Consider the following 6,752-nt stretch of genomic DNA (forward strand, 5'->3'; position numbering starts at 1 on the left):
AAGCAATGAAAATAATAAGAAAATACACAATGATTGTTATGGGAATATTTCTTATTTCCTGTGAAAAAGTAATTGATGTAAACCTTGATACAGAACAACCCAGACTGGTAGTGGACGCCTCCATAGACTGGATTAAAAACACGTCCGGAAACCGTCAGAAAATAAAGCTTTCCACTACTACAGGATATTATAATTCAGATTTTCCAGGCGTTTCAGGGGCAAACATAGTAATTACCAATTCAGCAAATACAGCTTTTAATTTTACTGAAAACCCGGGAACCGGAGAATATATCTGTAATAATTTCCTGCCGGTGATCGGAGAAAACTATACATTAACTATCATTTTGAACGGAGAAACTTACAAAGCCACAGAAACATTAATAGCTGCTCCTGAAATAGAAGATCAAATTATCCAAAATAATAATGGAGGCATATCAGGGGATGAAATTGAGATTACGTACTATTATCAGGATAATGTCAGTGAAAAAAATTATTATGTTTTCAGTAATAAAAATCCTCATATTGCATTTCCCCAGTATAAGGTAAAAGATGATGAAAACAATAACGGCGGATTGAATCCTGTATATTATTCTGATAAAGACCTGACTGCAGGAGATGTTATCAATATAAAGCTAATTGCAGTTTCCAAAAGATATTATGATTATTTCCGGAAAATACTGAATGCCTCCGGTTCAGACAGTGGCCCGTTTTCTACGACCCCAACTTCTGTTAACGGGAATATCAGTAACCTGACCCACTCTTCCAATGCACCTTTGGGCTATTTCAGATTGTCAGAAGCAGACACGAAAGATTACACAATTCAGTAAATTCAATCCTTTGAGCATTCAAAAGGTTACTAAAAACATATAGATTTGAAAAGATTATCGTTTCTGCGTACCAAAAACCTATCGGAATCCGGTAGGTTTACTTCTTTTCTGCAGAGGGATATATTATTCCGGAATTATACCATATTCAGGTTTAGGAAATTCACCGGAGTTTTGTATCTGGTTGAATTGCTCTTATGACAACCCGTCTTTTGAAATTGCCGGTAATATAGATTTACCTCGTACTAAAACATAGAAATTCATGCTAAATCAAAATACAGGAGGGAAGAAATAAATACCACATTTCATGCAATGGCAAAAAAATTGTAATTATTTGAACAAAACAGATATCGTATGAACAATACAGTAAAAATAGCAATGGCCTTAGCGGCAGGAAGCTCTTTGCTTTATCTGGGCCTGCGAAAAAAGAGCCAAAAGAAAAAGTTATACCTCGCTCCTGACGGAAACACTTATAAAAAGGATCAGATTTACCGTACATATGACAACAAACTTTATAAGAACGGTAAAGAATTTCATTATAATGTTCCGGAATTGCATGATGACCTTAAAGCCGGCAATATGAATTATGGAAAAACAGATAACGGTATTCTGAACTACAAAACCAATCAGAAAAATCCGTTCTACCACCACAAAGGCTTAAGGCATCAATAGACTTGAACCACCAATACATCACACTAACCACAAAAAATAATATTATGAGAAATTTATTATGGCTTGTTGCAGTAATCTGCATCGCCGTATGGCTTTTAGGAAGGCTCGGAATCATTCCGGGTATGGATACAGGAAATTTAATTCATACGCTTTTGGTGATTGCCATCATCGTTGTTTTGATTAATCTTTTTACAGGGAGAAAACCTCTTAATTAAGATAAGCTAAAATGATAGTTACTTCCTTAAATATATCATTTTTTAGTCATCGTTTTAAACAATTATAAAAATCTTATTTCAATAATTTAACCCAAAGTCCGGAAATTCCCGGGCTTTTTTCTTTTATCTCTATTAAAAATTTAAGATTTCTTTAAATACCACATCTCACCAGACAGGCTGTTTAAGGCACGGCACTTGTAAAGTTTATACTACCATTTTAAAAAATATACAATATGAACAACGAAAAAACAGTGTCAGTATTAAACGATTTACTGAACATTACAAACGACAGAATTCAAGGATTTTCTAAAGTTGAGGACAAGGTATGGGACCAATATCCTCTGTTGCGTGCAGATTACGACAATATGGTATCACAGTCATACACCATGAAAAACCAGCTTACCGATCTGATCACAGAAAGAGGAGGCACACCGGATCAGTCTGGTTCTGCTGCAGGAGCCATCCACAGGGCCTGGATTGATGTAAAAAATTCCTTTGCAGGAGATACAGCCGGTGCTACACTCGGAAATGTTGTGTATGGGGAAAGTGCTGCTATTGATGCCTATCAGGATGCCTTAGACAGTGGTGATCTATGTCCGGAAAGTTCCCGCGTGGTGCTCGATCAGCTTCACCAGCTGAAAGCTTCTCATGATAAATTTGAGAATCTTGAGGAGTTAAAGAAATAACACCATGCCCGCATCTGGAAGCGGGGTTTCTTATAGTGGCTATCAGCGGTTTTACAGGAGGTTGAGCCACTGCTTTATCACAAAAAAATAAAATTATGTCAAAAAAGATTGCAATACTGGCCACTCATGGCTTTGAAGAGAGTGAGCTGAGCTCCCCTAAAGAATATCTGGAACAACAGGGATGGATCACACACATTGTAAGCCCTGAAAACGGAAGCATTAAATCCTGGGCAGAAAAAAACTGGGGTAAAGAGTATCATGTAGATAAGAATTTAGATCAGGTACAAGCCGCAGATTATGATGCATTGGTGCTGCCGGGAGGTGTTATCAATCCTGATCAGCTACGGACCAATGAAAAGGCAATTTCCTTCGTGAAAGAATTTTTTGCCCAGCATAAACCTGTAGGTGCTATCTGTCACGGACCTCAGGTTCTCATCAATGCCGGCGTTGTTGAAGACAGGAACTTAACTTCAGTTCACTCCATCAGTCAGGATTTGAAAAATGCAGGAGCCCATTGGGAAGATTGTGAAGTGGTTGTAGACTCCGGACTTGTTACCAGCAGGACTCCCAAAGATCTTCCTGCTTTCAACTCGAAGCTTGTAGAGGAAATTAATGAGGGAAAGCACTAAATTCAGGAGACAGTACATCATAAAAATGTAAATAAAGAAGGATGCTGGGATAGCATCCTTCTTTATTTTTCTTTGATATTTCCCAGACCTCCAGTCTCAATTAAAGGAAGCCCGGAATTCCAATGGTGACATATCTGTTTTTGTCTTAAACAGTTTACTGAAAGACTGTGAATGTTCAAATCCTAACTCATAAGCAATTTCACTGACTGATAGACTGGTGGTGGAAAGCTTTTCTTTAGCTTTGCTGATTAATTTGTCATGGATATGCTGCTGTGTACTCTGCCCTGTTAATGTTTTGAGCAAGCCACTCAGATATTTTGGCGAAACATGTAAGGTATCTGCAATATATTGAACCGTCGGCAATCCCTTCATCGTTAAATCATCGCTGTCAAAATAGTCTTCAAGCAGGTTTTCCAGACGGCCCAAAATCTGATGGTTAGCCTTCTCTCTTGTTATGAACTGGCGGTTATAAAACCTTTCAGAATAATTGAGCAGGCTTTCGATCTGTGAAATGATAATCTGCTTGCTGAACTGATCTATATTTGTATGATATTCCTGTTGAATGTTCTCAATGATGCCGTTTAGTGTTTTTTGCTCCTTTTCCGAAAGAAACAACGCTTCATTGACGGAATAATCAAAATAATCATATCGTTTAATTGTTTTCGCAAGCGGTGTGTTCCATAAAAAATCAGGGTGAATGAGCAGCATCCAGCCAGAGCGTTTTTCGACAGAAGCAGGGTCTGACTGTATCCTGAAAACCTGATTGGGTTCTATAAAAGCCATCACTCCTTCATCAAAATCAAACTCCTGCTGTCCGTAATACATTTTCCCGCCAATTCCCCTTTTCTGGGAAATCATGTAGAAATCCAGCACTATACTTACTTCGCTAATGTCCGAAGGTCTTTTGATCGCCGAATAATCGACCACACTGATCAGAGGATGCTCGGGCTTTGGCAGGCCGCGCAGCAGGTGAAATTCGCTAATGGTTTTTATCCGTTGGATTTGCCGTTTTTCCATCGTTCAAAATTAAAACTGATTGTTAGAGCATTTGTATTACCAGGCTAACTCGTTTCCGTTGCTGTCAAAAAACTTACCTGACGGTACGTCTTGTAAAGTTACAAATTTTACAATGATACCTGCAGCCTGCTCAGGAGTTTGAGTGCCTCGATATTGGTTAAGATTTGATGCCGTATATCCGGGCTCTACACTTATTACTTTAAAATCCGTTTCCTGGAGTTCTTTTGAAAGAAGAACGGTAAAAGCATTGAGTGCTGTTTTGGAGGCACTGTACGCATCGTACATCCTGAAATTGGGATTCGGAGATTCGCTTTGAATGGAAAGGGAACCCAAAGGACTTGACACATTGATTATTCTTGGCTCATCCGATTTTTTTAACAGGTCAATGAACAATTGGGTGGTCTGTACGGCTCCGAAAAAATTGGTTTCAAAGACATTCCGAAGGTTGCTCATACTTCCACCGGATATATTCTGCGGCTGTTCACCTGCAATTCCGGCATTGTTAATCAGCATATCCAGCTGCTCTGTTTTGGATTCCAGGACCTGTCTCGCAGATTGTATGGAATGAATATCCGTAACATCTATTTCAATGCATTCTACATTCTGAAAACCTGCCTTGTTCAGTTTTTCCTGTGCTTCCAGCCCATTTGACCGGTTGCGGCTACCGAGATAAACATAATGTCCAAGTGCAGCCAGCTGCCTGGCGGTCTCAAAACCAATCCCCTGATTGGCACCTGTTATAAGTATCTTTTTCATTTTGAAATCTTAAAATTTACGTTTACTTTAATGTTTTGCATCGGTCTTTTAAAAATAATGCTGCTGCATATCTTCCAGCAATCCAATGTGTACAGGTTTCCAGCCCAGCATTTCCTGTGTTTTGAGGTTACTTACAGGGCAATCCATTGTAATAAAGTGACTCATCCACTCAAAATGCTTTTGAAGTTCTTCGCCGGAAACGGAGATAACCGGCAGATCCAGACTTTCGCCGATAACTTCGGCTATAGTTTTTATCTCAATGCTGTGTTCCTCTACCACATTGTACCGCGCTCCTCTATGTCCTTTTTCCAAAGCTAAACGGAAAGCCCTTGCAGCATCCAAACGATGTACTCCTATCCAGCGGTTTTTGCCGGCATCCGGATAAGCTGAAACTCCGTTTTTGCGTGCCTGATGAATTATGAAAGGAATGAAGCCTTCATCACCTTTATCATGAACCGAAGGGGCCAGCCTGATCACTGAGGCATTCACTCCTTTTTCAGCTAAAGCCAATGCAGCAGCTTCAGATGACCTGAGTGAATTTTCCGCAATGCTATCTTCCGTTATAAAACCATTGATGGCGGGCAAGCCCAGCATTCCTGCAGTTATCACAATAGATTTATCTGTGCCCGTAAGCATTTCTCCCATTGCATGGATGGCATTTTTGTCTGTTGCTGCAGCCTCAGAGAATGTAGTTGCCCCACCCTTCATAAAATCATGGTTGAAGCCACAGTGAATGATACCGTCCGTATCAGCAGCGGCCTGTTTCAGGATATCAAGATCCTCAAGACTGCCTTTCAATACTTCAGCACCCAGATTATGAATGATTTCTGCCGATTTTTCCGAACGGGCCAAACCTACGACCTGATGTCCGGCACCAATTAATTCTTTTACAACTGCAGAGCCGTTAAAGCCAGATGCTCCTGTTACAAATACTTTCATTGTATTACTATTTTGTTGAAGCAAAGTTGCAATGATTTGACAGTCCGGATGTAGCCAAAAGTTAGTTTGTTGTAGTCAAAAAGAGGATGTTATGAAAAGAAAGAATTCAGGTATTGGAAAATAAGCACCAGTCCTCCTTAAGTTTTAATCTTTCACAAAGTTAATCAGGAATATCAAATCTGAATTATGGATATCCTTAATTACAATACAACTAAACTTTTTGACTGCTAGAAACATATTCATTGTATACAAAATAAACAGTCAAAAACTAACATGTACACATATTGTATACAGTGTATTTCATTAATCTTCAAAGCCATTTAATAGTTTTGTGTCACAATTATAATGTGAAGTTTCATAAGTTTTAAAACCCAATTGACTTGTTCTGAAAGAAACACAGGGGTTATTATTAATCCCTGTTTTCTGAAAACCTAATGATTAACAATTAAAATTTAATTCAAATGATTAAAAAAACACAATTTTTATTACTTGCCATTTGCAGCAGTGTTTTTTACAGCGCTCAAGTAGGTATAAATACAACGATCCCAACAGCTACTTTAGATGTTAATGGAACTATTAGAGGGAGAGCATTAACAGATGCTAATAGCAATCCTAATTTTACAAGACAGATTCTTGCAGATAATAGTGGTAATTTAGGTTATGCTAATAGAGTTGCTAAAGCACTTCCGGCAGATATCACTGTTTCGAATATTGCTGTAAACGCTCCTCCTGTAGTAGTAGCGACTGGAGTAAGTCTTTCGGAATTTACACCTGTGATCATTAGTTTTGTAGCTTCAAGCGGATCACCTAATGGAATTCCAACTTATGCTTTTACTGAGAGTGGAGGCAATATTGTATTTGATATGATTAGCCCCAATACATCTCAACCCTACACTATTACAATTGCTTTTACAAGGAAAAACTAAATGTAAAACGGCTATATCTTTTAGTATAGATTGTGTTGTAAGCTCCCCCGTAACTAGTACGACTATAATTTAGACAAAAAGTTTAAAA

At 38.6% G+C, this 6,752-nt stretch carries 9 protein-coding genes; 6 read left to right on the top strand and 3 right to left on the bottom strand.

The window, feature by feature from the left end; genetic code table 11:
• Window positions 1-5: 5 nt before the first annotated feature.
• The 5 genes from ACE3RB_RS13695 (at window position 6) to ACE3RB_RS13715 (ending at window position 3,026) form a co-directional block, all read left to right on the top strand.
• Window positions 6-827: a DUF4249 domain-containing protein gene (locus tag ACE3RB_RS13695; protein ID WP_374464722.1), complete on the top strand. Its 822-nt coding sequence runs from the start codon at window positions 6-8 to the stop codon at window positions 825-827.
• A gap of 351 nt (window positions 828-1,178) precedes the next feature.
• Window positions 1,179-1,496, top strand: coding sequence for a hypothetical protein (locus ACE3RB_RS13700; RefSeq protein ID WP_374464723.1), 318 nt, complete (start codon window positions 1,179-1,181; stop codon window positions 1,494-1,496).
• 44 nt (window positions 1,497-1,540) lie between these two features.
• A complete protein-coding gene (locus tag ACE3RB_RS13705; RefSeq protein WP_374464724.1) occupies window positions 1,541-1,711 on the top strand; it encodes a lmo0937 family membrane protein in 171 nt (56 codons plus the stop codon).
• A 233-nt stretch (window positions 1,712-1,944) separates the two neighbouring features.
• A complete protein-coding gene (locus ACE3RB_RS13710; protein ID WP_374464725.1) occupies window positions 1,945-2,397 on the top strand; it encodes a PA2169 family four-helix-bundle protein in 453 nt (150 codons plus the stop codon).
• Window positions 2,398-2,492: 95 nt separating this feature from the next.
• On the top strand, window positions 2,493-3,026 hold the full coding sequence (locus tag ACE3RB_RS13715; RefSeq protein ID WP_374464726.1) for a type 1 glutamine amidotransferase domain-containing protein: 534 nt from the start codon (window positions 2,493-2,495) through the stop codon (window positions 3,024-3,026).
• Window positions 3,027-3,122: 96 nt separating this feature from the next.
• On the opposite strand, the gene ACE3RB_RS13720 is transcribed toward ACE3RB_RS13715, so the two are convergent.
• Genes ACE3RB_RS13720 through ACE3RB_RS13730 form a run of 3 tightly spaced genes read right to left on the bottom strand, consistent with a single transcriptional unit; the run spans window position 3,123 to window position 5,738 of the window.
• Window positions 3,123-4,043 (bottom strand): helix-turn-helix domain-containing protein, encoded by a 921-nt coding sequence (locus tag ACE3RB_RS13720; RefSeq protein WP_374464727.1) that lies wholly within the window; start codon window positions 4,041-4,043, stop codon window positions 3,123-3,125.
• 36 nt (window positions 4,044-4,079) lie between these two features.
• Window positions 4,080-4,799 (bottom strand): SDR family NAD(P)-dependent oxidoreductase, encoded by a 720-nt coding sequence (locus ACE3RB_RS13725; protein WP_374464728.1) that lies wholly within the window; start codon window positions 4,797-4,799, stop codon window positions 4,080-4,082.
• 48 nt (window positions 4,800-4,847) lie between these two features.
• Window positions 4,848-5,738 (bottom strand): SDR family oxidoreductase, encoded by an 891-nt coding sequence (locus ACE3RB_RS13730; RefSeq protein ID WP_374464729.1) that lies wholly within the window; start codon window positions 5,736-5,738, stop codon window positions 4,848-4,850.
• Window positions 5,739-6,199: 461 nt separating this feature from the next.
• Here ACE3RB_RS13730 and ACE3RB_RS13735 point away from each other — a divergent pair, with 461 nt between their 5' ends.
• Window positions 6,200-6,664 carry a hypothetical protein gene (locus ACE3RB_RS13735; RefSeq protein ID WP_374464730.1) on the top strand — a complete coding sequence of 155 codons (465 nt, stop codon included), beginning with the start codon at window positions 6,200-6,202 and terminating at the stop codon, window positions 6,662-6,664.
• Window positions 6,665-6,752: the final 88 nt, after the last annotated feature.

The sequence above is a fragment of the Chryseobacterium sp. genome (assembly GCF_041914225.1).
GTDB lineage: Bacteria > Bacteroidota > Bacteroidia > Flavobacteriales > Weeksellaceae > Chryseobacterium.